The sequence below is a fragment of the Microbacterium sp. SW12 genome, from assembly GCF_055391095.1.
In genome coordinates this window covers 507,334-532,049 of the sequence record NZ_AP024335.1, presented here as the reverse complement: position 1 = coordinate 532,049, position 24,716 = coordinate 507,334, and the positions used below count along the sequence as shown (strand labels likewise).

At 68.9% G+C, this 24,716-nt stretch carries 24 protein-coding genes and 2 pseudogenes; 7 read left to right on the top strand and 19 right to left on the bottom strand.

The genetic code is table 11. From position 1 onward, the window contains the following. Window positions 1–43: 43 nt before the first annotated feature. The 3 genes and pseudogenes from MICSW_RS02715 (at window position 44) to MICSW_RS02705 (ending at window position 2,911) form a co-directional block, all read left to right on the top strand. Window positions 44–250, top strand: a complete 207-nt coding sequence (locus MICSW_RS02715) for a heavy-metal-associated domain-containing protein (RefSeq protein ID WP_292726827.1) — start codon at window positions 44–46, stop codon at window positions 248–250. A 59-nt stretch (window positions 251–309) separates the two neighbouring features. Continuing rightward, window positions 310–2,564 (top strand): annotated as a pseudogene (locus MICSW_RS02710) (heavy metal translocating P-type ATPase). Continuing rightward, complete coding sequence (locus tag MICSW_RS02705) at window positions 2,561–2,911, top strand: metal-sensitive transcriptional regulator (protein ID WP_228177198.1); 351 nt, start codon at window positions 2,561–2,563, stop codon at window positions 2,909–2,911. Before MICSW_RS02710 ends, MICSW_RS02705 begins: the two are co-directional and overlap by 4 nt. Window positions 2,912–3,087: 176 nt before the next feature. Here MICSW_RS02705 and rarD read toward each other — a convergent pair whose 3' ends face one another. Then, a complete protein-coding gene (rarD, locus tag MICSW_RS02700) occupies window positions 3,088–4,029 on the bottom strand; it encodes an EamA family transporter RarD (RefSeq protein WP_292728501.1) in 942 nt (313 codons plus the stop codon). Window positions 4,030–4,412: 383 nt separating this feature from the next. Then, the gene (gene groES / locus MICSW_RS02695; RefSeq protein ID WP_228177199.1) at window positions 4,413–4,709 is read right to left on the bottom strand and encodes a co-chaperone GroES; all 297 of its coding nucleotides are present in this window, start codon (window positions 4,707–4,709) and stop codon (window positions 4,413–4,415) included. 351 nt (window positions 4,710–5,060) lie between these two features. On the opposite strand from groES, the gene MICSW_RS02690 reads away from it, so the two are divergent. After that, window positions 5,061–6,398 carry an extracellular catalytic domain type 1 short-chain-length polyhydroxyalkanoate depolymerase gene (locus MICSW_RS02690; RefSeq protein WP_292728493.1) on the top strand — a complete coding sequence of 446 codons (1,338 nt, stop codon included), beginning with the start codon at window positions 5,061–5,063 and terminating at the stop codon, window positions 6,396–6,398. A 40-nt stretch (window positions 6,399–6,438) separates the two neighbouring features. Further along, complete coding sequence (locus MICSW_RS02685; RefSeq protein WP_464496683.1) at window positions 6,439–7,632, top strand: class I SAM-dependent methyltransferase; 1,194 nt, start codon at window positions 6,439–6,441, stop codon at window positions 7,630–7,632. Window positions 7,633–7,747: 115 nt separating this feature from the next. On the opposite strand, the gene MICSW_RS02680 is transcribed toward MICSW_RS02685, so the two are convergent. The 12 genes and pseudogenes from MICSW_RS02680 to coaA form a co-directional block, all read right to left on the bottom strand. Beyond that, window positions 7,748–7,939 (bottom strand): hypothetical protein, encoded by a 192-nt coding sequence (locus MICSW_RS02680; RefSeq protein ID WP_464496682.1) that lies wholly within the window; start codon window positions 7,937–7,939, stop codon window positions 7,748–7,750. A 172-nt stretch (window positions 7,940–8,111) separates the two neighbouring features. Then, window positions 8,112–9,212, bottom strand: a complete 1,101-nt coding sequence (gene tsaD / locus MICSW_RS02675; protein WP_464496681.1) for a tRNA (adenosine(37)-N6)-threonylcarbamoyltransferase complex transferase subunit TsaD — start codon at window positions 9,210–9,212, stop codon at window positions 8,112–8,114. Continuing rightward, the gene (gene rimI, locus MICSW_RS02670) at window positions 9,209–9,727 is read right to left on the bottom strand and encodes a ribosomal protein S18-alanine N-acetyltransferase (protein ID WP_347424600.1); all 519 of its coding nucleotides are present in this window, start codon (window positions 9,725–9,727) and stop codon (window positions 9,209–9,211) included. The genes tsaD and rimI overlap by 4 nt, the downstream gene beginning before the upstream one ends. Next, the gene (gene tsaB, locus MICSW_RS02665) at window positions 9,724–10,413 is read right to left on the bottom strand and encodes a tRNA (adenosine(37)-N6)-threonylcarbamoyltransferase complex dimerization subunit type 1 TsaB (protein WP_464496680.1); all 690 of its coding nucleotides are present in this window, start codon (window positions 10,411–10,413) and stop codon (window positions 9,724–9,726) included. The genes rimI and tsaB overlap by 4 nt, the downstream gene beginning before the upstream one ends. Window positions 10,414–10,710: 297 nt before the next feature. Further along, window positions 10,711–11,217 (bottom strand): tRNA (adenosine(37)-N6)-threonylcarbamoyltransferase complex ATPase subunit type 1 TsaE, encoded by a 507-nt coding sequence (gene tsaE, locus MICSW_RS02660; protein WP_464496679.1) that lies wholly within the window; start codon window positions 11,215–11,217, stop codon window positions 10,711–10,713. Continuing rightward, the gene (alr, locus tag MICSW_RS02655; RefSeq protein ID WP_464496678.1) at window positions 11,214–12,353 is read right to left on the bottom strand and encodes an alanine racemase; all 1,140 of its coding nucleotides are present in this window, start codon (window positions 12,351–12,353) and stop codon (window positions 11,214–11,216) included. The genes tsaE and alr overlap by 4 nt, the downstream gene beginning before the upstream one ends. A gap of 140 nt (window positions 12,354–12,493) precedes the next feature. Next, window positions 12,494–12,847 (bottom strand): annotated as a pseudogene (locus MICSW_RS02650) (holo-ACP synthase); the annotation flags it as partial. Between the two features lie 83 nt (window positions 12,848–12,930). Beyond that, a complete protein-coding gene (locus tag MICSW_RS02645; RefSeq protein ID WP_464496677.1) occupies window positions 12,931–13,437 on the bottom strand; it encodes an SRPBCC domain-containing protein in 507 nt (168 codons plus the stop codon). Beyond that, a complete protein-coding gene (locus MICSW_RS02640; protein ID WP_464496676.1) occupies window positions 13,434–13,835 on the bottom strand; it encodes an ArsR/SmtB family transcription factor in 402 nt (133 codons plus the stop codon). Before MICSW_RS02640 ends, MICSW_RS02645 begins: the two co-directional genes overlap by 4 nt. A gap of 141 nt (window positions 13,836–13,976) precedes the next feature. Further along, a complete protein-coding gene (glmS, locus tag MICSW_RS02635) occupies window positions 13,977–15,830 on the bottom strand; it encodes a glutamine--fructose-6-phosphate transaminase (isomerizing) (protein WP_363494223.1) in 1,854 nt (617 codons plus the stop codon). Window positions 15,831–15,928: 98 nt separating this feature from the next. Further along, the gene (locus tag MICSW_RS02630; RefSeq protein WP_464496675.1) at window positions 15,929–17,254 is read right to left on the bottom strand and encodes an esterase/lipase family protein; all 1,326 of its coding nucleotides are present in this window, start codon (window positions 17,252–17,254) and stop codon (window positions 15,929–15,931) included. 156 nt (window positions 17,255–17,410) lie between these two features. Beyond that, complete coding sequence (coaA, locus tag MICSW_RS02625; protein ID WP_464496674.1) at window positions 17,411–18,373, bottom strand: type I pantothenate kinase; 963 nt, start codon at window positions 18,371–18,373, stop codon at window positions 17,411–17,413. A gap of 94 nt (window positions 18,374–18,467) precedes the next feature. Between coaA and MICSW_RS02620 the strand changes: the two genes are divergently transcribed. Then, window positions 18,468–19,118, top strand: a complete 651-nt coding sequence (locus MICSW_RS02620; RefSeq protein WP_464496673.1) for a YdcF family protein — start codon at window positions 18,468–18,470, stop codon at window positions 19,116–19,118. Between the two features lie 145 nt (window positions 19,119–19,263). Continuing rightward, window positions 19,264–20,196 carry a Ppx/GppA phosphatase family protein gene (locus tag MICSW_RS02615; RefSeq protein WP_300591721.1) on the top strand — a complete coding sequence of 311 codons (933 nt, stop codon included), beginning with the start codon at window positions 19,264–19,266 and terminating at the stop codon, window positions 20,194–20,196. Here MICSW_RS02615 and MICSW_RS02610 read toward each other — a convergent pair. The 5 genes from MICSW_RS02610 to MICSW_RS02590 all read right to left on the bottom strand — a co-directional run bounded on the left by MICSW_RS02610 (window position 20,169) and on the right by MICSW_RS02590 (window position 24,577). Then, window positions 20,169–20,531 (bottom strand): hypothetical protein, encoded by a 363-nt coding sequence (locus tag MICSW_RS02610; protein ID WP_228177216.1) that lies wholly within the window; start codon window positions 20,529–20,531, stop codon window positions 20,169–20,171. The two genes, MICSW_RS02615 and MICSW_RS02610, sit on opposite strands and share 28 nt — an antisense overlap. 389 nt (window positions 20,532–20,920) lie before the next feature. Continuing rightward, a complete protein-coding gene (gene glmM / locus MICSW_RS02605; protein ID WP_464496672.1) occupies window positions 20,921–22,285 on the bottom strand; it encodes a phosphoglucosamine mutase in 1,365 nt (454 codons plus the stop codon). Between the two features lie 21 nt (window positions 22,286–22,306). After that, on the bottom strand, window positions 22,307–22,789 hold the full coding sequence (gene rpsI / locus MICSW_RS02600) for a 30S ribosomal protein S9 (protein ID WP_292729292.1): 483 nt from the start codon (window positions 22,787–22,789) through the stop codon (window positions 22,307–22,309). 29 nt (window positions 22,790–22,818) lie between these two features. Beyond that, the gene (gene rplM / locus MICSW_RS02595) at window positions 22,819–23,265 is read right to left on the bottom strand and encodes a 50S ribosomal protein L13 (protein ID WP_228177219.1); all 447 of its coding nucleotides are present in this window, start codon (window positions 23,263–23,265) and stop codon (window positions 22,819–22,821) included. Window positions 23,266–23,716: 451 nt separating this feature from the next. Then, window positions 23,717–24,577: a lysostaphin resistance A-like protein gene (locus MICSW_RS02590; protein WP_464496671.1), complete on the bottom strand. Its 861-nt coding sequence runs from the start codon at window positions 24,575–24,577 to the stop codon at window positions 23,717–23,719. Window positions 24,578–24,716 lie beyond the last annotated feature (139 nt).

The window sequence follows — 24,716 nt, the reverse complement described above, 5'->3', positions numbered from 1 at the left end:
CAGGGGTATCGAGATAGCCGTACTCTCACGGGAGGAACCCGCCATGACAAACCACGAATACGTCGTCACCGGAATGACCTGCGGCCACTGCGAGCACGCCGTGCGCGACGAGGTCTCGCGAATCCCGGGCGTATCCGCGGTCGAGGTCAGCGCTGCAACCGGCCTCCTGACGGTCACCGCCGAGACCCTCGACGACACTGCAGTGCTGACCGCCGTCGACGAGGCCGGCTACCAGGCCGCGCGACGGTGACGACAGCCGCACCTGCCGGCGGGGGCAGCTCAGCACCGATCGAGCTTCAGATCGGTGGGATGACGTGCGCCTCGTGCGCCGCGCGTATCGAGAAGCGACTGAACCGGATGCCGGGGGTGTCGGCATCCGTCAACTACGCCACCGAGAAAGCCGTCGTCCGAATCGATGACGTCCCGGCGAACGCGAACGAGTCGCGCGCCGATGCTGCGGCCCTCATCGCCGAGGTCGAACGCACCGGGTACACGGCCACAGTGCCCGCGCCGCCGGTGCCCGAGACCGACGAGCCGGCGACCGATCCCGAGCTCGCCTCGCTGCGCCAGCGCCTGATCGGGGCGGCGGTGCTGTCGGTGCCGGTGATCCTGCTCGCAATGATCCCCGCGCTGCAGTTCACCTACTGGCAGTGGGCATCGCTGGCGCTTGCCTCACCCGTCGTCGTGTGGGCTGCGTGGCCGTTCCACCGCGCCACGGCGATCAATCTGCGCCACGGCGCTGTCACCATGGACACTCTCGTCTCGATGGGGGTCTCGGCCGCCTACCTGTGGTCGCTGTACGCGCTGTTCTTCGGCGGCGCCGGGATGCCGGGAATGACCCACGGCTTCACGTGGATCGCGCAGCCGGGCGAAGCCGGAAACACGATCTACCTCGAGGTTGCCGCGGGAGTCACGACCTTCCTGCTGCTCGGTCGCTACCTGGAGGTGCGCGCGAAGCGGCGCGCGAGCCAGGCAGTTCGGGCACTGCTGGAGGTCGGCGCAAAGGATGCCGCGCTGCTTCGCGGTGGCGCGGAGGTGCGGGTCCCTGTCGCTCAGCTTCGCGTCGGCGACGAATTCGTCGTGCGCCCCGGCGAGCGCATCGCGACCGACGGGGTTGTCGTGTCGGGGACCTCGGCCGTGGACACCTCGACGATCACGGGCGAGTCGGTTCCCGTCGAGGTCAGCGAGGGTGACGCGGTCGTGGGCGCGACGGTCAACGTCGGGGGCCGTCTCGTGGTGCGCGCCACGCGCGTGGGCGAGCAGACGCAGCTGGCGCAAATGGCGCGCCTGGTGGAACAGGCTCAGGCTGGCAAGGCCGAGGTACAGCGACTGGCCGACCGCGTCGCGGGGGTGTTCGTGCCGATCGTCATCGTGATCGCCGTCGGGACTCTCGTGACCTGGCTGCTGCTCGGCGGCGGCACGGCGCTGGCGCTCACGGCGGCGATCGCCGTGCTGATCATCGCCTGCCCGTGCGCCCTGGGTCTGGCGACACCGACAGCCCTCCTGGTCGGCAGCGGCCGCGGCGCGCAGCTCGGCATCCTGATCAAGGGGCCGCAGATTCTGGAGTCGACCCGGCGCGTCGACACTGTCGTGCTCGACAAGACCGGAACCGTGACCGAGGGCCGGATGACGCTCGTGGACGTGCTGCCCGTGCCGGGCGAGGATGCCGCCGAGGTGCTGCGTCTGGCCGGTGCGGTGGAGTCTGCATCCGAGCACCCGATCGCCCGGGCGATCGCGGGTTCCGCGGCGGCCGGGGCCCGCTTCCCGAGGTGGAGTCGTTCTCGTCCGTAGCGGGGCGGGGTGCGACGGGGGTCGTCGAAGGCCACGCCGTCGCGGTCGGATCGCTGGGCTTGCTCGCCGAGTGGTCGGTGCACCCGGATGCCGAGATCACGGCATCCATCGAGCGCGCCGGCGCGAACGGGACGACCGCCGTTGTCGTCGCATGGGATGGGAAGGCTCGCGGCATCCTCACCGTCGCGGACTCGGTGAAGCCCTCGAGCACTGCCGCCGTCGCCCGGCTGCGCGAGCTCGGGCTGGAGCCGATCCTGCTCACCGGTGACCACGACGCCGTGGCGCGTCGCGTGGCAGATGAGGTCGGCATCCGCGAGGTCATCGCCGGGGTGCTGCCCGCCGAGAAGGCCGCGCAGATCGAGGCGCTTCAGGCGCGCAGCCGAGTCGTGGCAATGGTGGGCGACGGCGTCAACGACGCGGCGGCGCTCGCGCAGGCCGACCTCGGTATCGCGATGGGCACGGGAACTGACGCCGCCATCGAGGCCTCCGACCTGACGCTTGTGCGCGGAGACCTCCTGGGCGCGGTCGACGCCATCCGGCTGTCGCGGGCGACGCTGCGCACGATCCGTGGGAACCTCTTCTGGGCGTTCGCCTACAACGTGGCGGCGATTCCGCTGGCTGCCCTCGGGCTCCTGAACCCCATGATCGCCGGTGCGGCGATGGCGGCATCCAGCGTCTTCGTCGTCGGCAACAGCCTGCGGCTCCGCCGCTTCCAGAGCATTGACCCGGCTGTCGGATCCCGCACCACACCCAACGAACGGAGCCCGCGATGAGCGACACCCTGGAGACGACCCCGCACGGGGCGACGGATGCCGAGCATGATGCCCACGGGCCGGCGGGCCATCACGGGTATATCGGCGACAAACAGCGCTACCTGAACCGGCTGAAGCGCATCGAGGGGCAGGCTCGCGGCATCCGTTCGATGGTGGAAGACGAGAAGTACTGCATCGACATCCTCACCCAGATCAGTGCCACCACCGCCGCGCTGGAGTCTGTCGCGCTCGGCCTTCTCGAAGACCACCTGCGCCATTGCGTCGTGGATGCCGCGAGGCAGGGCGACGAGCAGGCCGAGGAGAAGATCCGCGAAGCCTCGGCAGCCATCGCCCGCTTCGTGCGCTGACGCCCGCTGGCGCCACTCACCCGTTCGGCTGTCCCCCGCCGCCATTCACCCGTTCGGCTGTCACAGACTGTCGCTCGCGGGCGACGGATGCTGCAGTCTGTGACAGCGGAACGGCGGGGTCGGTGCGGCGGCGCGGGCACGGGGGCGCCGCGGCGCGGGAGCGCGAGGCGGGCGGATCAGCTGTATTCGGCGACGTCGCTGACCCCGCGGGCGCGTCGCGCGAACACGACCGAGTCGACGGTCAGCACCGCGAGCGCCACCCACACGAGCGCGAAGCCGACCCAACGCTCGGGCGGCATCGGCTCGCCGAGGATCCAGGCCCCCGTGATGAACTGCATGATCGGCGCGATGAACTGCAGCAGTCCGACGACGGTGAGCGGCACACGTCGAGCTCCGGCGGCGAACAGCAGCAACGGCACGGCTGTCGCGGCGCCCGCGAGACTCACCAGCACGACATGCCAGAAACCGTATGCTCCGACGGAGAGACCAGTCGTCAGTGACGTGACCACCAGCAGCACGATCGCGAGCGGTGTGAGCCACGCCGACTCGAGGGTGAGGCCGCTGACGGCATCCACCGAGGGCCCGATCCGCTTCTTGATCAGTCCGTAGATGCTGAAGGATGCCGCGAGCGTCAGCGCCACCCACGGGACCGTGCCGTAGCCAACGATCGTGACGATGACAGCGATGCCCGCGATCGCGATCGCGATCCACTGCGTCAAGCGCAGCCGCTCGCGCAGCACGAGTACGCCCAGCAGCACCGTGGCGATCGGGTTGATGAAGTAGCCGAGGCTCGTCTCGATGACGTGACCCGACAGGGTCGCGAGGATGAACACCTGCCAGTTGACGTAGATGACAGCTCCGGCCAGCGCCGTCCAGCCGAGCAGCCGTGGCTGACGCACGATCGCGAGAAACGGCCGCCAGGCGCGCATGACGGTGAGCAGGAAGATGCAGAAGACGAGGGAGAGCAGGATGCGCCAGCCGACCAGCTCCCAGCCGGTGATCGGCGCCAGCAGGATGAAGTAGAGCGGCAGGAATCCCCAGAGGAAGTACGCCGAGAACGCGAAGATGCCGCCGACGAGCCGCTCGCGTGCAGCCTCTGCCGGCGCTTCCCGGGCCAGGTGCGCGGCATCCGACCCGGCGAGCTCTGCCGCACCCGACGCTGGAATGTCACCGGTCGCGGGCGCCGAGCCCCCATCCCCCGGAACAGATTCGCGCGTCACTCACTCAGCCTAGGGCGCGCCGGCGACCCTGCGGCGCGCGTCTGTCGCCCAGCCGCAGTGTCCTCCGGCCGAGTCTCGGCAGATTCCTGCCACGCCCCGCTGCGCGTGCTGCGCCCTGCCCAGCTTGCTGAACCCACACCTCCGTCGCCGAGCCCACAGGGTTCCGCGCGTGAATCGTGTGGGCTCGGCGGCGGTGCTGTGGGCTCGCGGGGATGGGGAACACAAAAAACAGACGGGGCCCGGATGCCGCAGCATCCGAGCCCCGTCGAAGAGTTGTCGACTCAGCGGACGACGACCGCCAGCACGTCGCGAGCCGAGAGCACCAGGTACTCGTCGGCGCCGAACTTCACTTCGGTCCCGCCGTACTTGCTGTAGATGACGCGGTCACCGACGGCGACGTCGAGCGGAACGCGGTTGCCGTTGTCATCGATACGACCGGGTCCGACTGCGACGACCTCGCCCTCCTGGGGCTTCTCCTTCGCGGTGTCGGGAATGACCAGACCACTCGAGGTGGTCTGCTCGGCCTCGACCTGCTTGATGACGATGCGGTCCTCGAGCGGCTTGATGGAAACCGACACGGGTCTACCTCTGCTTTCCTTGAGATACCAAGACTCGTTAGCAACCTCACACCGAGAGTGCTAACGCAAGTGTATTGAAGCTCTGGCACTCACGCAACGCGAGTGCCAATCCGGATGCCGTGACTTCAGCGCCCCCGCGCCCGACCGGCGACGCCCGATCCACCGGCGAGGAGAGTCCTGTCATGCACGCGAACTTAACCTGGTATATGAATCATCTTTCAGTTACCGTGAGTGCCGTGCGATGACGCACCTCGGCATCCGCTCGCTGGAGAGGGATGCCCGTGCTCCGACCGGGACGACCGTGCGATGGCGCCCGGGGCGATGGCCGGGGCGCCGACGAAGGGATGACGCATGTTCTCTCGTGTCCGAAAGCGCGCAATCGGCGCGCTCCTGGCGGCCGGCTTGGCGGTGGCGGGCCTGGCCGTCGCAGCTCCCGCCGCTCAGGCGATCACCTGTCCCCCGGGATTCGAGACCCTGCCCGGCTGCACGAACGGCGGCGGTGGATCGGGTGGCGGCTCGACCGGCGGCACCGGCACGTGGACGACCGAGACGATCGCCGGGATGTCGGTGCGCCTGTACACCCCGACGACGGCTGCCGCCCTGCCTTCCGGTCGCGCGCTGATGATCTCGCTCCACGGATGCGTGCAGAAGGCATCCGATCTGCAGTCCGCGGGCAACTGGGCACAGACTGCTGACGAGTACGGCATGATCGTCGCGCTGCCGGATGCCCCGAACGGCGGAGTCATCCTCGGCTGCTGGGACTATTACGACGCGAATCACTCGCGCAGCGCGCCATCGCGCCACGACGACAACCTGCTTTCGCTGGCCTCGACACTCACCGCCCGCACGAGCCTCGATATCGACGCCGACCAGGTGTACGTCTCGGGGCTTTCGTCCGGCGGCGGGCAGACGATGGTCATGGGATGCCTCGCGCCTGACGTGTTCGCCGGGATGGGCATCAACGCCGGACCGACGGTGGGTACCACCTCCGGTCAGATCTCGTCGGTGGCGGTCTCGAGGAACCAAGGAGTATCGACGTGCACGGGCTTCGCCAGCTCGGCATCCGGCGCCTTCGACACGCAGCTGACCTCGGTCGTCTACGGCAGCAATGACTCGACTGTCGCGCCCGGGTACAACACGCTGAACGGTCAGATCATGGCTGACATCTACGACGCCGATCAGACCTCGAGCTTCGGCCTGTCGGGCCTTGCCGGCACCAACACGTCGGGTTCGGGGACGCTGTACTCGGATGCCGAAGGGCCTCGGGTCTCCGTCATTCAGAACACCGGGCTCGGCCACAACTGGCCAGCCGGTGCGGGATCGGGCGGCTCGTACATCAGCGCGAACAGCATCGACTACCCGGCTTACGTGACGGAGTTCTTCTTCGACAACAACCGCCGCGTCGACCGGTCAGGCGAGCCGACACCCACACCGACACCAACCGGAACGCCGACACCGACACCGACGGTCACTCCTTCGCCGACGCCGACAGTCCCGCCGAGCGACTGCGTGACCGCAACGAACGCCGCCCACAAGGCTGCGGGGCGGGCCACCTCCTACGGGGTGAACCCCTACAACCCGTATTACGCGATCGGAACCCAGGACTACCTCGGTCTCGGCGACGCCACCGTGACGAGTCTGCAGCGCATCTCGGCATCCTCCTGGGATCTCGTAAGCAGCTGCAGCTGACACGGATGCCGCGTGCAGCGCCCGCACCTAGGGTGGATGGATGGACATCGCCGAGGTGCGGGCGCTGCTGACGCCGGCGGGGCTCGACCTGCTGAACAGCCTCGGTCCGGTCTCCTCCAGCGACGAGGTGGCGCGCATCGTCTCACGGCTGCGTAGCGCCGGCCACTCCCCCGATCTGGTGTCGGCAGTGGTCACCCAGGCGCGGCTTCGGGAGCGGGCGCGGTCGAAGTTCGGCGACTTCGCGGGACGGATGCTGTTCACCCGCGCCGGTCTCGAGCAGGCGACACGCCTGTCGGTGGCAGCCCATCACGCCGGGCGGTTCCGTCGCGCGGGAATCGAGCGCGTCGCAGACCTCGGCTGCGGGATCGGCGGTGATGCGCTGGCTCTGGCAAGTCTCGGCATCCGTGTCGGCGCCATCGACGCCGACGAGGTGACCGCGGCCCTCGCGACCGTCAATCTCGCACCGTTCGGGGCCGCGGTCACCGTGCGCCACGGGCTCGCTCAGGAGCAGGATCTCAGCGGGGTCGAGGCTGTCTGGCTTGACCCCGCCCGGCGCGAGGCGGGCGAGACGGGACGCGCGCGCGCTGACGACTGGTCGCCGCCGCTGGAGTGGGTCTTCGAACTCACCAGCCGGATGCCGGCCGGTATAAAGCTCGGGCCGGGACTCGATCGTGATCGCATCCCCGACGGGTACGAGGCGCAGTGGGTCAGTGCCGACGGCTCGACGATCGAGCTCGTGCTGTGGTCGGGCGCGCTCGCGCGCGAGGGCGTGACGCGGTCGGCGCTGATCCTGCGCGGGCAGCACGCCGCCGAGCTCACGGCGCCCGCAGACAGCGAGGACGAACCGGTGCGCGCGCTCGGACAGTTCATCCACGAACCCGACGGCGCAGTCATCCGTGCCCGGCTCATCGGACAGGTTGCGAGGTCGCTTCGGGCGGGGATGCTGGCGGAGAAGATCGCGTACCTCACCGGGGATGACGCGGTCACGAGCCCCTTCGTGCAGAGCTTCCGGGTTCGCGAGGTGCTCCCGGCCGACACGAAGAAGCTTGCGAGGGCACTGAAGGAGCGCGATATCGGCATCCTCGAGATCAAGAAACGGGGAGTGGATGTCGATCCCGCCGCCCTCCGTCAGAGCCTCAAGCTGAAGGGTGAGGAATCCGCGACCCTCATCATGACCCGTGTCGGGGGCTCCCGCGTCGCGGTCCTTGCCGACCGCGTTCCGCCCGCCCCCTGACCTGACCTCTCGGCGGGCGACCCCTCCCGTTCGGTCGCGCCGTCCTGCGACATCCAGCCCACCCGACCCACAACACGGCGCGACCGAATCCACCGGGCCCGGGCCCTGGCCGGAGTCAGGTCAGCACGGCCCAGGCGTAGAGAAGCCAGCCGGCGCTGTAGAGGATCGACACACCGCCGAGCACGATAGCCCACACGGCGACGCGCCTGCTGTCCCGCGGATGCCGCAGCGCCATGATGCCCGCGACGATCGCGACGATCCCGATGACAAAGCCCCACCCGACGAACAGCGAGACAGCAAGGCCCACGATCGCGAACCCCAGGGCCCACCCCGCGAACCCCCGTCGAAGCTCGCGGGCTCGACGGGTCCGGCATCCGGTTCCCACCCCGGGTGGTCCGGCGACGGGTCGGGGCCGCTGAGTGTGGTCGGCACATCGACCGGGGCCGTCGGAAACCGCGAGAACCCCCGAGAACGATCAGTCATCCTGCCTCCCCCGCGACCTGGATGTCGGTGATCGGCAGGGTCGAGTCGGCCCCGAAAGCCATCGTCGACGGGGCACGCCCGGCCATGATCAGTTCCGAGGCGAGCGCCGCGATCATTGCCCCATTATCGGTGCACAGCGACAGCGGCGGAATCCGCACCGTCACACCAGCCGCAGCGGCGCGCTCCAGCGCGACCTCGCGCAACCGCCGGTTCGCGATGACTCCGCCGCCCAGCAGCAGCCGCGGAACGCCGTAGTCAGCGCACGCGGCCAGCGCTTTGGTGACGAGCACATCGACGACGGCCTCTCGGAAGGATGCGGCGACATCCGCTGTCGAGACGGGCTGGCCTGCGGCATCCTGCTGTTCGATCCAGCGCGCGACGGCTGTCTTCAGCCCCGAGAACGAGAAGTCATAGCGGTGCTCGGCCAGGTCGCTCGCCCGCGAGAGCCCCCGCGGGAAACGGATCGCGTTCGGGTCCCCCGGTCGCGTCCCGCCGTTCCCGTCAGATCCGGATGCCGCGGCCCGGTCGATCTCGGGTCCCCCGGGGTAGGGCAGGCCGAGGATGCGGGCAATCTTGTCGAAGGCCTCGCCGGCGGCGTCATCCACGGTCTCGCCGAGCAACTCGACGTCGCTCGTGAGATCGCGGACGAGCAGGAGCGACGTGTGCCCGCCCGAGACCAGCAGCGCGATCGTCGGGTACTCCAGCGGCTCCGCGTCAGCGTCGAGGAGGTCTGCCGCGATGTGGCCCACGAGGTGGTTGACGGCATAGAGCGGCTTGTCGAGCGCAACGGCGAGCGCTTTCGCGGCGCCGACGCCGACCATGAGCGCCCCCGCGAGCCCCGGTCCGGACGTCACGGCGACCGCGTCGATCTCGGCGAGGGATACCTGAGCTTCGGCAAGCGCCGTCTCGATCGCCGGCTGCAGGGCTTCGAGGTGGGCTCGCGCGGCGACCTCGGGGACGACCCCGCCGTACCGGGCGTGTTCGTCCATACTCGAGGCGATCGTGTTCGAGAGCAGGGTGCGGCCGCGCACGATGCCGATGCCGGTCTCGTCGCAACTGGTCTCGATCCCGAGGACGAGCGGTTCGGCGGCGCTCACGTGCAGACTCCCCCGGATGCCGCGGCAGCGGGCTCGATCCCGCTGGCCTCCCGCCGGGCGGCATCCCAACCCACCAGATCGAGCTGCATGATGATCGCGTCCACGTCATCAGGCTGGTAGTACCGCGGCCGGCGTCCGATCTCGATGAAGCCCTCGCGCCGGTACAGACCCTGAGCTACCGGGTTGTCGTCGCGCACCTCGAGGAACACGGTCCGCGCGCCGGCCCCGCGGGCGCGTTCGAGAAGCGCGGCGAGCAGCATCCGTCCGCGTCCCGCGCCGCGCACGCCAGCATCGAGGGCAATGGTCTGGATGTCGGCATCCGCTGCCCCGCTCACCGCGCGGACGCCGCCGTAGCCGATGATGCGACCCGCCTCTTCGACCACGAGATACGAACCGTGCGGCGACGCGAGTTCGCCCGCCATCATCGCCTCTGACCAGGCGTCGGTCGGAAATGAGGCCCGCTCGATGGACATGATCGCGGCGAGGTCGTCGGGGGTGGCCGGACGGATGCTCATACGCCCACCTTCTTCGGACCGGCGGGCAGCGTGACATCCGGCGAGCGCAGGTACAGCGCCTCGCGGGGGCCGACCTCGCGTCCCGCTGCCATCGCGCGCGCGGCTACCAGCGCGACCATCGCCGCCGAAACTGCCGTCGTGTCGCGCCGCTGGGCGCCGAACCTGGCGAGCACGGTATCGATCTCGTCCCGTGGGGTGAGGGCTGGTTCGGTGACCCGGATCGGCAGGCCGTCGTCATCGATCCCCTCGTAGACCGTGTAGGCGAATTCGCGGCGACGGGCGTCGGTGACGATCGCGAAGCGGCCGGCTTCCGTCTCGCCGGTGAGGGCCTGATCGAGCAGGATGCCGAGGGCTGCGGCGTCGTGGCTGACCACCGGGACCACGGGGATGCCGCGCCCGAGCGCAAAGGTGCGGGCTGCTGCGATGCCAACGCGCAGGCCGGTGAACGGGCCGGGGCCCATACCCGCCGCTACCGCCGTGATCTCTGGACGCTCACCGGGTGTGCCGGCACCGGCGTGCCCGAGGGGTGCGTCGGCGCGCGCCGTGCCGAGCACGGTATGGAGCAGATCGCCGATGACTTCGGCGTGTCCGAGCGGGTTCGCGCTCGAGGCCTCGGCAAGCACCACGCCATCTACCTCGACGACCGCCACCGCGGTGCCGACCGAGGTATCGATGCCGAGAATCACCTATCCAGGGTATCCGCGCCCGGGCACCCGGCAGCTGCGTGCCGTTTGCAGGCTCACTTGCCGCCGCGGGCGTGTTTTGAGCGCGTGGCACCTGATTCATCCTGCGTTCGGCGCGGACGTGCCCGCCCGCGCGGTGGCGGGGGCGCATTGCCCGCGGCCCACGAGCCCGCGGGCCCCGCGGTCTCTGCCCCCCGTGCGCGGCTGAACGATGCATGAGCTGCACATCAATGCGCCGCGCATGCACAGAAGTGCCGCACACGTGGGATCAGCGCGCGAACCAGCGCCGAGCCCCGCCGATCAGGAGGGCTCGCGACGGATGCTGACAAGGCGCGGCGCGTCGGCGGCGAGGTCTTCCGTAGCCCGCGAGTACGTGCCGCAGGCGGTGTCGACGCCCGTACCATGCCACTCGCGCTGCAGCTCGACATCCCACCAGTGATCGCGCAGGCCCGACACCATCCCGCGCCCCCACTCGACCACGACGACCGAGCCGTCGTAGTCGATGTCGAGGTCATCGAGCTCTGCCGCAGATCCCAGGCGGTAGGCGTCAACGTGCACCAGTGGCGCCCCGCCGACGAGCGACGGGTGGGTCCGCGCGAGCACGAAGGTCGGACTCTGGATGGGGCCGCGCACGCCGAGCCCCTCGCCGATCCCGCGGGTGAGGGTCGTCTTGCCGGCGCCGAGGACCCCGGTGAGCACGACGAGGTCGCCCGGATGCAGCATCCGTCCCATCTGCACCCCGAGGGCGTGCATGTCGGCGGGGCTCGTGATCTCCCGGTCGCCGATCAGGCCATCCAAGCCGCTCACGACGACACCTGCCGCCGCGGCACGCGCGGACCGATCCGGGTCACGATCTCGTAGTTGATCGTGTCGGCGGCGCGCGCCCAGTCGTCGGCGGACGGGACGCCGAGCGTCGGGTCGCCGAACAGCACTGCCTCGTCGCCCACCGCCACCGGATGGTCACCGACATCCACGACAAACTGATCCATGGCGACGCGTCCGGCTACCGCGAACGGCTTGCCGCCGATCCAGACCGGCCCCCGCCCGGAGGCGTTTCGCGGCACCCCGTCGGCGTACCCGATCGGGATGAGCGCAAGGGTGCTCTCGCGCTCGGTGCGGTGCTGATACCCGTACGAGACGCCGTGTCCGGCATCCACGCGGCGCACCGCGGCGACTGCCGCGCGCAGTGTCATCGCGGGGCGCAGGCCCACATCCGCGGAGCTGCGGTCGGCGAACGGCGAGAGGCCGTAGATCCCGATACCCAGCCGCACGCATCCGAGCCGTGTCTCGGGCAGGGCGATCGCGGCGTGGGTGGCAGCGAGGTGGCGAAGCGGCGGCGCGAGACCGAGCGCTGCCGCCGAGCCCGCGGCATCCAGGAACACGCGCAGCGCCGCGCGGTCGTCCTCGGCGCTCGTGTTCGAGAGGTGACTGAACAGTCCGATTACCCGCAGCTTGCCGATGCGCTCGAGCCGCGCGGCCTCGGCGAAGACAACACCGTAGTCAGCCGGCGCGACGCCGTTGCGCCCGAGCCCGGTCTCAAGCTTGAGGTGCACGCCGACGGGCCGGTCGACGGACGCCGCGGCCGAGGCCTGCTGCAGCTGGTCGAAACTCGAGATGCCGAGCTCGATGCCAGCCCCGGCAGCTTCGCGGAACGAGGTCCCGGGCGCGTGCAGCCAGGCGAGGATCGGGGCGGTGATGCCCGCCCGGCGCAGGGCGAGTGCCTCGGTGATGTCTGAGACGCCGATTCGCGTCGCACCGCCCGCGAGCGCGGCGACGGCCGAGCGGGTAGCCCCATGACCATACCCATCGGCCTTCACGACCGCGATGACCTCGGAGTTCGTCATCCGTCGCAGGTGCTGCACATTCGCGGCGATCGCTGCGACATCGACGGATGCCTCGCGCAGCGTCCCCTCCGGCAATCTCGACCCCGGCATCACGCTCATGCCGTTCCCTCCTGGTCCTCGACCGCTTCCGCGAACTCAGCCCCTGTCGCCGAACCCACACCTTCCGCGTCAGCCCACACCTTTTCCGCGGGGGATGCTGTGGGTTCGGCACCGGGCGTGTGGGTTCGCGCCCGCGGCTCCGCAGCGGACTCCGCGATGACGTAGGCGGTCGCCAGGTGCGCGTCATGAGACATCGACAGGTGCAGGGTCGTGATCGACCGCGCGGCGATGACCTCGGCGGTTGACCCGGTGAGGCTGAACCAGGGGCGACCGGATGCCTCGGGCGTGACCTCGATCTCGGTCCAGTGCACGCCGTCCGACCCGCCGAGCGCCTTGATGAGCGCTTCCTTCGCGGCGTACCGGGCCGCCAGCGACCGGGGTTTCAGCATCCGTTCGGCGGGCGAGAACAGCCGCACCAGCAGCTTCGGGGTACGCGCGATCGTCCGTTCGAAGCGTTCGATGTCGACCAGGTCGACGCCGATCCCGACGATCATGGACTCTCCTCAGCCGGCGGCGGTGACGGATGCCGCAGCATCCGCCACCCTACCGCTGGCCAGTATGAGGCGTCCTCGCCGATTCAGGTTCGCAGCGACGCGAACTTCTCGTCGTAGACGGGTCGCAGCTCGGCGAATCGCGCGTCCCACGCGGCGTCGTCGACGAGGACGGCATCGGGCGCTGCCAGCCCCTGCGCCAAGAGCTCGAGGTAGGTCTGCCACCCGGCCCCGTAGAGGATCGACTGGATGCCGTGATGCGAGAGCGTCAAGCGGGTACCTGCGTCGTCGGGCGCGAGCGTCACCGTCAGCTCGGTGGGATCCTCACCGCTGGCGTGCCAGGTGGTCGTGAAACTGCGCGGCGGTGTGCAGGAGGTGACGACTCCGCGACACCACACCTCGCGGTCCGATCCCAGCACCTCCCACGCACCGCCCTCGCGCAGATCGCCGCGGTAGGTCGCCATCCACCGCGACAGCCGCTCGGTCGTCGTGACTGCCGACCACAGGTCGTCGATGTCGGTCGCGTAGACCTCGGAGTATTCGAGGTGGTAACGGTCGCCGTCGCGGGTGATCCGTGGAGCGTCGAGGGTCATGATGCCTCCTGGGTAGGGGACGGGGGGATGTCGGATGCCGTGGCCAGGCGAGGTTCGGCAGCGGCCTCGCCGCGTCGCCGCGCCGACCTGCCGCGCGCGATCTCGGTGTGCAGTGCGTCGAGACGTTGGGAAAGGGGTGCGCGCAGCCGGTCGAGGTACGTCGCGGCAGCGTCGAGGCCGTCGGCGCGAAGGTGATAGATCCGCCGGGTGCCGTCGATCTCGGCATCCGCGAAGCCGTTCTCACGCAGCAGTCTCAGGTGCCGCGAGATGGCGGGTTGGCTGATGGCGAACTCGCCGCCGACCAGGTCAACGAGCACACCTGCGGGCTGCGGGCCGTGGGAGAGCACCTCGAGCAGTCGGCGCCGCACCGGATCACCGAGGATCTCGAGAGCGTGCATGAGATCTTTATATCAGCCTGACGTTATATAGTCGAGGAGCAAAAGCTCGGCCGAGGTATCCGTCGGATTGATCACCGTCGGTCGGATGCCTCGGCGCGGAGCCTCCGACCGACGCGGCCGTAGCCGGCCGAAGCGCCGCGCTTACTCGACCGTGACGGACTTCGCGAGGTTGCGGGGCTGGTCGACGTCCAGACCCTTGGCTGTGGCCAGGCCCATGGCAAAGATGTGCAGCGGCACGACGGCAAGCAGCGGCTCGAACAGCGGGTCCGCCAGCGGGATGCGCAGCACCTCGTCGGCGTAGGGAAGCACGGCGGCATCCCCCTCTTCGGCCACGGCGATGATGCGGGCGCCGCGAGCGCGGATCTCCTGGATGTTCGAGACGACCTTCGAGTGCAGCAGCGGCGAGTGACGCGGCGAGGGCACGATCACGAAGACCGGCTGACCGGGCTCGATGAGGGCGATGGGGCCGTGCTTGAGCTCGCCGGCCGCGAAGCCCTCGGCGTGGATGTAGGAGATCTCCTTGAGCTTGAGAGCCCCCTCGAGCGCGATCGGATAGCCGACATGACGACCGAGGAACAACACGGACTGGGTGTCGCCCATCCAGCGCGCGAACTGCTCGATGTGCTCTTGCTCGCTCTCGAGCACTCGCGTGATTTTGTCGGGAACCGCTTCGAGCTCGAGCACCTGCTGGCGGATCTCGGTGTCGCTGAGGGTTCCGCGCACGTGCGAAATGTGCAGGGCGAGGAGGTAGAGCGCCGTGATCTGCGCGACGAACGCCTTTGTCGAGGCGACCGCGACCTCGGGGCCCGCGTGCGTATAGACGATGGCGTCGGACTCGCGCGGGATCGTCGCCCCTTGCGTGTTGCAGATCGACAGCGTCTTCGCACCGCGCTCGCGGGCGTACTTGACCGCCATGAGCGTGTCCATCGTCTCACCGGACTGGCTGATCGAGACGACGAGAGTGTCAGATCCGATGACCGGGTCACGGTAGCGGAACTCGTGGGCCAGCTCGACATCGGCCGGCACCCGCGCCCACTGCTCGATCGCGTACTTGCCGACCATCCCCGCATAGGCTGCCGTGCCACAGGCCACCACGATGACGCGGGTGATACCGGCGAACAACTCGTCCAGGCCATCGAGTTCGGGGATCGACACCACCCCGTCACGGATGCGGCCCCGCACCGTGTTCGCGACGGCCTCGGGCTCCTCCGACACCTCCTTGGCCATGAACGACGACCATCCGCCCTTGTCGGCGGCGGCGGCATCCCACAGCACCTCGAACGGCTCGACGCCGACGGGGTTGCCGTCGAAGTCCGTCACCTCGACCCCGTCGGGGGTGATGGCGACGATCTCGTCCTGGCCGATCGCGAGAGCCTGCCGCGTGTGCTCGACGAAGGCTGCGACGTCGGAGGCGAGGAAGTTCTCGCCCTCGCCTAGTCCAATCACCAGGGGCGAGTTGCGCCGGGCGCCGACCACGAGGCCGGGGTTGTCGCGGTGCATCGCGAGAAGAGTGAAGGCGCCATCGAGGCGGCGCACGACCGAACGGAACGCGGCGACCAGGTCGCCACCGTGCGCCCGATACTCGCGTCCGAGCAGCACCGCCGCGACCTCGGTGTCGGTCTCGCTGCGGAACTCGAAGCCCTCTTCGCGCAACTCGTTCTTGATCGCGGCGAAGTTCTCGATGATGCCGTTGTGGATCAGCGCGAGCTTGTCATCATCGGCGAGATGCGGGTGAGCGTTGGCATCCGTGGGGCCACCGTGGGTCGCCCAGCGCGTGTGGCCGATCCCCGTCGTCCCCGCGGGGAGCGGGTGCTCGGCGAGATCTTCACGCAGCACACTGAGCTTGCCGGCATGCTTGCGCATCCCGAGGTTCCCGTCACCGTCGATGACGGCGATACCGGCCGAGTCGTAGCCGCGGTACTCCAGCCGCGACAGCCCGGCGATGAGGATGGGCTGGCTCTCACGGGGCCCGACATAGCCGACGATTCCACACATTCCACACATGCTACGGGGCGCGGATGCGCGCATCCTGCGCCGACGCCGGGAATACGCGACAGCACTACCCGCGGGACGCCCCGAGCGTCGCGACAGCACTATCTGCGGGACGCCCCAAGCGTCGCGACAATATCCCGCGCGACGTCGTCATTCTCGAACAGGCGATCGTGTGCACACGGGCCTGCAAGCGGCGGGATGCCGCCGAATCGCTCGGTGAGATCACCGAACGTCGCCGACCCTTCTGTCGTCGTGAGGTCGACGGTCACGTCGCAGCGCGCGATAAAGCTCGAGTCGGCATCCGCTGTGGCCGAACTGACCTCCACGATGCCGTCCCCCGCCTCGATCTCCTCGTCAAGTGCGGGTGCTAGCTCCAGCCCGAAGACCCCCGCGGCGTCGCGCAGCGCTGTGAAGATCTCGGGGGGCACGATTCCCGCCGTGAGGTGGATACGGTAGTCGCCGGCAATCGCGTGGACGTTCAGACTGCTCGGCCACTCAGGCACACTCGACAGCTCTGCAGAAGCCGCCCGAAGTGCCTGACCGCCGTCACCCGCGACGGCAAAGACGGTCCGCGCGCTCGGCGGAATGTCACATCCGACGCGCGCATCCGACTCCATCTCGCGATTGCAGATTCCGACGATTGCCGGCAACGCGATTTGAGCGAGAACCGACGCCGACGAAAACAGGGACTCTGTCGCATCGCCGAGCACCGACACCGCTGACGCGACCTCGGACCCCTCGTTCGGGGTCGCGACGGTGATGACCTGACCGACGTGCGAGGCTACGCCCTCGTTCGATCCCCCGAGGGCGTAGCGAAGCGCGAGCCCTCCCATCGAATGCGCGACGATGTCAACGGTGTCGCCTGACGCCTCGGCGAGACACTCGATCGCTCCGGCGAGCGCGGGTGCGGTCGCCGTGTGCCCGACCCACAGTGCGGCCACGGAGGAGTAGTCGAAGGCGAACACTGACGTGTCGGGAAGCTCCGATAGGCGCTCTTGCAGCGAGCGCAGATCGACGGCCGGATCGCCGCCCGATGACCACTCGACCGGCCGAGAGAACGGCGAATTGGCGATACCCGTGCTCGTCGTGACCGGTCTCGGTCCCGCCTCCGACTCCGGCATGGCGGTGCTGAGCCACCCGTGCACGAGCAGGACGGGGTTGTGCACCGGGTCCTCGTCGGAGCCGGTGAGTCGCACGAGGTGGGGCGACACTCCGGCGAGGCAGGATGCCGCATTCGTCGCGCCGCCGGCGGTCGATGCGGCGGGTTCGGAGGTCACAAAACGCGAGACGGATGCCCCAGAATCGACCACGTCGCCGGGCGAAGCCGAAGCGACCGCGGGTACGCCGATCAGCGCCCCTGCCGCAATCGCCGACAGGAACGTCACGCCGAAGAAGCGCCCACGCCCGTTAAGGAGCAGAGCTTTCATACGGCCCCCGGTGACCACCCCGCATGAAACATCTTTACCATGACGATCGGCGTGTCGTGATATCGGTGAAGCCCTGACCGTGCTGGGACCGCTCCCATGCCCCGCTGGTTGGCGAATCCCGCCGATCTGCGCCCCTTTTGGGCGCGCAGCGCGCTGCTAGACCTTGCGCAGGAGGACGCGGTCGACGGCGTGATTGGCAGCCTTCTGCAGCACGAGGGTCGCCCGATGTTTGGTGGGCAGGACGTTCTCGATCAGGTTCGGCAGGTTGATCTCGTTCCAGAACCCGAGGGCGGTCTCGACAGCCGTCTCGTCGGTCAGATCGGAGAAGACGTTGAAGAACGAGCCGGGGTCGGCGAAGGCACCGTGTTTGAGAGCGAGGAAGCGGTCGACGAACCACTGCGTGATGTGTTCGGGATCGGCATCCACGTAGATGGAGAAGTCGAACAGGTCGCTGACTGCCACCTCGTTGGGCGAGGGCGGCGGCTGGAGCACGTTCAGCCCCTCGACGATGACGACATCCGGGCGCCGAACCGTGATGACGGCATCCGGAACGATGTCGTACTTCATGTGGGAGTAGAAGGGAGCGCGGGCCTCGGGCGCCCCACTCTTGACGTCGGTGAGGAACTGTACGAGCGCACGCCGGTCGTAGGACTCGGGGAAGCCCTTGCGGTGCATGATGCCGCGGCGCTCGAGCTCTGCGTTGGGGTAGAGGAAGCCGTCGGTGGTCACGAGCTCGACGCGCGGGGTGTCGGGCCAGCGGCTCATGAGCTCGCGCAGCAGGCGCGCGATGGTGGACTTGCCGACGGCGACTGATCCGGCGACGCCGACCACGAACGGGGTGGTCGAGTCGTTTTCCTGCAGGAACGCGCTGGTGTCGGCTCCGATCCGCCGGGTTGCGCCCGCGTACAGGCTCAGGAGGCGACTGAGCGGGAGGTACACCTCGCGCACTTCGTCGAGGTCCAGCCGATCGCCGAGGCCGCGAAGCGAAACGATCTCGGTTTCGGTGAGCGGCTGACGCATGTCGGCGGCGAGCCTCGCCCACTCGGGACGCAGGATCTCACGGTAGAGCTGCGGGTTGAGTTGCTCGCGGGCGTCGAGGGCTGCGGCATCGCTGGGCACGGGGCCATCGTAACCCCCACGCGAGTTGTCCCTCCCTCAGCCGAGTTGGTCTTCCCTCAGCCGAGTTGTCCTTCCCTCAGCCGAGTTGTCCTGGATGGCTCACTACACTGTCGCTCGTCGGAGCACGTCGACGCTGTGGTCGCCGCACGAGGAGACGGGGGATGCACGCGTGGACGACGAGTCGATGCTCACTCGAACCCGGTGGGCGCGCCGCGGCGCTCTCGGCATCCTGGCGATCATCGCTCTGGTCGCCGTGATCGGGCTTCCCCTGTATGTCTTCCCGGCAGTTCCCGCGGCGCCCAAAGCCGACCTTCTCTATGTGATCGGCCCACCGACTGCGACCCGCATCGCGGATGCCGAGAGCCTGCGCGATCAGGGAATCGCTGACGAGGTCCTGGTGTCAGTGCCGGCATCGGGGCCGGAGTCGGCGGATGAACTCGCCTACTGCTGGCGGGCTTATGTGACCTGTCGCACTCCCGACCCGTTCACTACACGGGGGGAAGCAGCGATGCTCGACGCGTATGCGACCGACGGTGAGAGCGTCATCGTGTTGACCTACACGCCGCACGTGCTGCGTACGCGCTACATTTTCGGCGCGTGCGCGGATGCCGACGTCACCGTGATCCCCGTGGACGAGAGCCTGAACCTGTCGCGCTGGATCTACAACTACGCCTATCAGACTGCCGCCTTCGCGAAGGCGTGGATCGTCGGTTGTGCGGCACCGCCCTCCGACGCCCTGCCCTGAGGCCTCGTCTGACGCGCCGGGCCGAACGCAGGCGCGATCGTCATTCGTGGCGCACCTGAGCCACTGGCCACGGCGTTCATCCTGCAATCGGCACGACAACGACCGGGCACGGGTGCCTACCCGAGCCACCGATAAGCTGACCCCCGTGCGTCTGGGCGTCCTCGACATCGGCTCCAATACCGTCCATCTTCTCGTCGCCGACGCTCACCCCGGCGGTCGCCCACTCGCCTCCACGAGCCATCGATCCGTGCTGCGCCTCATGAGGTACGTCACGCCCGACGGCGCGATCAGCGAGGAGGGGATCGCCGCGCTGGTGGATGCCGTGTCACAAGCCCGCGTGGTCGCCGAACGCGAGAAGGTCGACGAGTTCCTCGCGACGGCGACCTCTGCGGTGCGCGAGGCCACCAACGGAACCGAGGTGATCGCGCGAATCGAGGCAGCGCTCGGCCAACCGCTCCAGGTTCTCGGGGGCGTCTCGGAGGCCCGGTTCACGTTCCTCGCGGTGCGGCGGTGGTTCGGCTGGTCGGCCGGCCAGATCCTGCTCTTCGACATCGGCGGCGGGTCTCTGGAGATCGCGGCGGGAAGCGACGAGCTCCCGGATGAAGCGGCATCCGTGCCCCTCGGCGCTGGCCGCATGACGATCGCCTACCTGCCGGATGACCCGCCCGGCGAGGAGGCCGTCGATCGTCTTCGAGCACACGCCCGCCAGACGCTCAAGCCGCTGACCAAGACTTTCGGTGCGCTCCCCCGACCTGATCACACCGTGGGCTCCTCCAAGGCGATCCGGTCGCTGGCCAAACTCGTCGGCTACCCGATGCCCGGGTGGTCGGGCAGCGAACGGATGATGCTCCCCCGCGCTGCGCTCGGGTCGTGGATCCCGCGCTTGGCGCGCATTCCGGCATCCGCTCGCCAGGAACTGCCCGGAATCACCGCGGATCGGACCTTCCAGATCGTCGCGGGTGCGGTTGTGCTTCACGAGGCGATGCGCGCGATGGATGTCGAAGAGCTCGAGGTGAGCCCGTGGGCCCTGCGCGAGGGCGTGCTGCTCCGCTACATCGAGTCCATGGGCTGGGGCTGATCGGGCACCTGCCGCGACAGTTCGGCACCACCGTCGATGATGCAACAGCGCAGATCGTGCTCGGCGCGCCGGTGCCGGTCCGTGGGCGCCGGCGCGTCGGCCAGGACGTCCGTGGTCCAGTTGCCCGTGGCGATGCCTCCCCGGTAGTTGTTCCCGGTCGAATAGAGGTAGCCGTTGCCCGCGCCATCGCCAGCGGTGTTCCCGAATCCCCAAATGAAGTAGTTGCCGCTCTGCGAGGGCGAGACGATGACGTCCATCGCGACGGTCACCGAGTCGAGACCGCCGATGAGGTTGTCGGGAAGGTCGACGTAGTCGTCGGTGCCGTCGAATGTCACACCCTCCGCACCGAGGAGCGTCGGTGAGCCGATGTAGGCGGCGTCGTGGCCGTTGCCCGAGCTATCGGCGGCTACCGTTCCGCTCGTCTCGTCGAGCGCGTAGTGCGCGACGAGGTGCTAGGAAAATCCCAGCTTCTCCCATCGATAGAGCGGGGGCGCGGTGGGCGCGAATCTCGCGAACCCATGCGCCGCATGCCTGTGAGCGCTCCCATGCCCGCGACGACGCGCGCACGAAAGTTCGCGCGGCCTCTCGGTGGCTAACTCCTCAAAGACGACGGAGTGTGAGCCAGATCACGCCGCGGTTGCACCGTTCACATAACTGATCTGAGGAGTTAGCCACGCGCCGAGCCGGCGAGGGATGCCGCCGAACGGATGCCTGGAGGGGCGGCTCAGACGGGAAGACTGAGCCGTTCGCGCACCACGCCCGCGAGGGCCTCGGCGTGAGCGTGGGCGGTTTCGGCGTCGGCGGCCTCGACCATGACGCGCACGAGGGGCTCCGTGCCCGAGGGGCGCAGCAGAACGCGGCCCGAGTCCCCGAGCGCTGTGGATGCCGCAGCGACCGCATCCTGCACGACCTCGTCGGTCGCAACCAGCGACCTGTCGACGCCCTTCACGTTCACAAGCACCTGCGGGTAGACGGTCATGATCGAGGCGAGGTCGGCGAGGGTGCGCCCGGTCCGGGCCATCTCCGACATGAGGTGAAGCCCCGTGAGCAGGCCGTCGCCGGTGGTGGCGAACCGAGACATGATGACGTGTCCGGACTGCTCGCCGCCGAGGGCGAAACCGCCCTCGTTCATGCGCTCCAGCACGTACCGGTCGCCGACGGCGGTCTGTTCGACACGGATGCCGTGATCGGCCATCGCGCGATGCAGGCCGAGGTTGCTCATGACCGTGGCGACGAGAGTGTCGTCGGTGAGCTCCCCACGGTCTTTGAGCGCGACGGCGAGGATAGCCATGATCTGATCGCCGTCGATGACCTGGCCGGCAGCGTCCACGGCAAGGCACCGGTCGGCGTCGCCGTCGTGCGCGATACCCAGGTCCGCACCGTGCTCGACGACAGCAGCCGAGAGCTGATCGAGGTGCGTCGAGCCGACGCCGTCGTTGATGTTCAGTCCGTCGGGATCGGCGCCGATGACCGTCACGCGTGCGCCGGCATCCGAGAACGTCTGCGGTGAGACGCCGGATGCCGCGCCGTGCGCGCAGTCGAGCACAACGTGAAGCCCGTCGAGCCGATGCGGCAGGGACTGCAGGAGGTGGAGGACGTAACGGTCCTCGGCATCGGAGAATCGGCTGATCCGACCGACGCCGGCGCCCGTCGGCTGCAGCTTCTCACCGCTCATGGCGGCCTCGATGCGCGCCTCGACGACGTCGGGCAGCTTCACGCCGCCGCGAGCGAAGATCTTGATGCCGTTGTCGGGGGCGGGGTTGTGGGATGCCGAGACCATGACCCCGAAGTCGGCGTCATGGTCGCCCACGAGGTAGGCCAACGCGGGGGTGGGCAGCACGCCGGCATCGAGGACGTCGACCCCCGAGGAGGCGAGCCCGGCCGAAACGGCCGCGACGAGGAACTCCCCTGAGACGCGAGGATCCCGTGCGACGACGGCGGTGAGGCGCTTGCCTGCAGCGCGACGGGCGTCAGCGGTGCGGCCCTGGCCCAGGACGACAGCGGTCGCCTGAGCCAGGGACAAAGCGAGATCGGCGGTGAGGATGCCGTTGGCAAGCCCTCGTACGCCGTCCGTGCCGAACAGCGGCATGGTGCGCGGTGCGGGAAGCGATTAACGCTTCGAGTACTGCGGAGCCTTGCGCGCCTTCTTGAGACCGGCCTTCTTGCGCTCCTTCACGCGAGCGTCGCGCGAGAGGAAGCCGGCCTTCTTGAGGGCCGGGCGGTTGTTCTCGGCGTCGATCTCGTTGAGCGCACGGGCGATACCCAGGCGCAGGGCGCCTGCCTGGCCCGAGGGGCCGCCGCCCTGGATGCGGGCGATGACGTCGTAGGCGCCGGTGAGGTTCAGCAGCGTGAAGGGGTCGGTCACGAGCTGCTGGTGCAGCTTGTTCGGGAAGTAATTCTCGAACGTGCGGCCGTTGACGGTGATGGTGCCGGTGCCGGGGACCAGGCGCACGCGCGCGATGGCCTCCTTGCGGCGGCCCACTGCCGCGCCGGGGACGTTGAGCACGGGACGTGCAGCCTCAACGGCCTCGACGTCGACGGCGGATTCGGTGGTGTAGCTGGTGGGCTCGGTTGCGGTGGTGTCGTTCGCCACGAGTATGTCCTTCTGGGTCTGTCCGGCGCTTACTGGGCGACCTGGTCGAGCGTGTATGTCTTGGGCTGCTGAGCGGCGTGCGGGTGCTCGGCACCGACGTACACCTTCAGCTTGGACAGCTGCTGGCGACCCAGGCTGTTCTTGGGGAGCATGCCGCGGATGGCCTTCTCGACGGCGCGGACGGGGTTCTTCTCGAGCAGCTCGCTGTACGCGACGGCCTTCAGGCCGCCCGGGTATCCGGAGTGGCGGTAGGCCATCTTCTTCTCGAGCTTCTGGCCGGTGAGGGCAACCTTGTCGGCGTTGATGATGATGACGTGGTCGCCGCTGTCAACGTGCGGTGCGAAGGTCGCCTTGTGCTTGCCGCGCAGGAGCGCTGCAGCGTGGGAGGCGAGGCGGCCGAGAACGACGTCGGTGGCGTCGATCACGAGCCATTCGCGCTGGATTTCGCCAGCCTTGGGGGTGAATGTGCGCGTCACGATAGTGCTGCTTTCTGGTTCGAACGGAGGAGTTCGTGAATCCCGCTCCGGGGTGGTTCCGAGGCCGAAGGCCGCCGAACACGCCAGTGGAGGGCTCACGTTCGCGGTGATCTGCCGCAGTGAGGCAGGCACCAAAGGATTAGCTTACGGCATCCGGATGCAGGAAGCGAACGCTCCGGCATCGATACTGCGGCGCACCGCATCCCACTCCCCCGCCGGACTGGCACGGAAGTGGGATGCGGTGAGGCGGACAGTCTTCTGCGAGCGCCTCCGGCCGGCTCTGTGTGAGCCGGCGCGCGATGACCATGACGACACCTGCCGCGATCAGGAGTGCGGCCCACGGCAGCCATCCGAGCGTCGACGTCCCCCGGTTTCGCTGAGGCTCAGCGCGTACCAGCCGATGGTCTCGCTCCCCCACGGCATTAGACGCGACGCGCTGAACCCCGACGCCCTAGGTGCCGACGGTACCGACGAGCAGCATCGCGACGGCGACGCCGTTGAAGACGATGTGAGTGAGTACGGCTCCCCAGATGCGCGAGGTGGCCACGACGAGGCCGGCGCAGACGAGTCCGACGATTCCGAGAGTGGCAACCGACCACCACGTGTAGATGTCGAAGACGAGGTGCAGGCCGATGAAGAGCAGCGTCGTGACGGTGATCGCGGCGAACCCTGCCCACGAGCGGGAGTTCGTCATCCGTCTGACCGCCGTGAAGATCGCGACGAGCAGCACGGCCCGGAAGAAGAACTCCTCGAGAAGCGGCGCGATCACGACCGGTGCGAGCACCCCGTCGAACCAGAAGGATGCCGGAAGTGACCCGTCCAGCGTGCCTGCTGTGGGCCACGCGGCAGTGCCGGTGCCGGCGATCTCGAGGAAGCCCTGGATGAAGCGCAACAGCACGCCGAGCACGACGCCGTAGAGCAGGTCGAAGGGGTGGAAGCGCAGCAGCATCCGGGGCCGCGAGCGCACGAAGGCGAGGATGATGGCGGCGAGCATCCCTCCCCAGAGGGCGGCGATCGAGAGCGCGGAACCGAGCGCGCCGCCCACGAGCCGGTCGGCAAGGGTTGCGAGCAGGATGCCGGCGCCGAGCAGCAGCACTGCCCATCCGACGAGTTCCCAGTCCCACCGGGCGACGGATGACCCGCCCGACCGCCAGGTGTGGCTGGCGCGTTCGCTCCGCCGCGAACCGCGGGACGAATCCGACCCGCGTGAAGAGGCGGATCGCCGCGAGGATCCGGGTTCCGCGGCCGAGTCTGAGCCCCTCGACGATCCTCGTTCCCGTGAACGTACTGTCGCCGCGCTAGACTCCGTCATAGGCGCCAGGGTACCTGTCGGGGGAACTCCTCGCCGGTTCGGCGCCAGAACCACACGCTTCCATCCGCATCGCTAGAGCGAGCGGATACTGTTCCGCCCACCGCACACCAGCCGACTCGCGAGGACCGCCGTGGCCTAC